This is a genomic window from Candidatus Protofrankia californiensis (assembly GCF_900634765.1).
GTDB lineage: Bacteria > Actinomycetota > Actinomycetes > Frankiales > Frankiaceae > Protofrankia > Protofrankia californiensis.
This window is the reverse complement of the sequence record NZ_CAAAFT010000372.1, coordinates 1-821: the sequence shown is the minus strand read 5'-3', so window position 1 is coordinate 821 and position 821 is coordinate 1. Positions and strand designations below refer to the sequence as shown.

The window sequence follows — 821 nt, the reverse complement described above, 5'->3', positions numbered from 1 at the left end:
GGTGCTCGCCGACCACGTTGTCATCATCGAGGCGGGACGCGTGGTGCAGCAGGGTCCGCCGGCGGAGGTGGCACGCCGGCCCCGGACCGACTATGTGGCCCGGCTCGTCGGGCTGAACCTGTACCGGGGGGAGGCCGCAGCGGGTGTCGTGCGGCTGCGCGGCGGTGGGGCGCTCACCGTCGCGGACAGGTCGATCACCGGTCCTGTGCTGGCCGCGCTGCGGCCGTCCGCGGTCATGCTCGGCGTCGTCGAGCCGCACGGCAGCGCCCGCAACACGCTGACCGGCCGGGTCGCCGGGCTGGAACTGCTGGGAGACCGTGCCCGCGTCGCGGTGGACACCAGCCCCGCCCTGCTTGCCGACGTCACCCCCGCGGCCCTGGCCGAACTGCGGCTGGAACCGGGGCTGCGGGTCTGGGCGTCGTTCAAGGCAACAGACATCGAGACCTACCCCGACCAGGCCTGAGTAACGTCGATCCGGCCCCCTGCCCGCCCGGTCGCGGCAGGCGGGGCAGGCGGGAGGAGGGTCAGGGCAGCCGGGAGGAGAAGACCATCGACAGGGCCGCGGCTGCCAGGCCCAGGGACAGGGACAGGCCGACGAACCAGGTGGTGATCTCGTGGAATTCGTTGCGGTAGCCGATGGAACTGCCGAGGCTCTCGTATACCGAACGCAGCTCGTCCCCGGACACGGCCCGGTGGTAGGAGCCCTCGGTCGTCCGCGCGATCTCGCGCAGCGCGTCCTCGTTGACCGGGACGGGGATCTGCTGGCCGCCCACGTCGAGGGTGCCGTCCGCGGTGCCGTAGGCGATCGCGTCGACCGGCAC

At 73.0% G+C, this 821-nt stretch carries 1 protein-coding gene and 1 pseudogene; one reads left to right on the top strand and one right to left on the bottom strand.

The features are described 5' to 3' along the window. Positions 1 to 463: TOBE domain-containing protein (locus DD1DGNOD_RS29810; protein WP_241255836.1), on the top strand; the 463-nt coding region annotated here is incomplete at its 5' end. Between the two features lie 61 nt (positions 464 to 524). Here the strand turns inward: DD1DGNOD_RS29810 and DD1DGNOD_RS18995 are convergent. Then, positions 525 to 821 (bottom strand): annotated as a pseudogene (locus DD1DGNOD_RS18995) (VWA domain-containing protein); the annotation flags it as partial.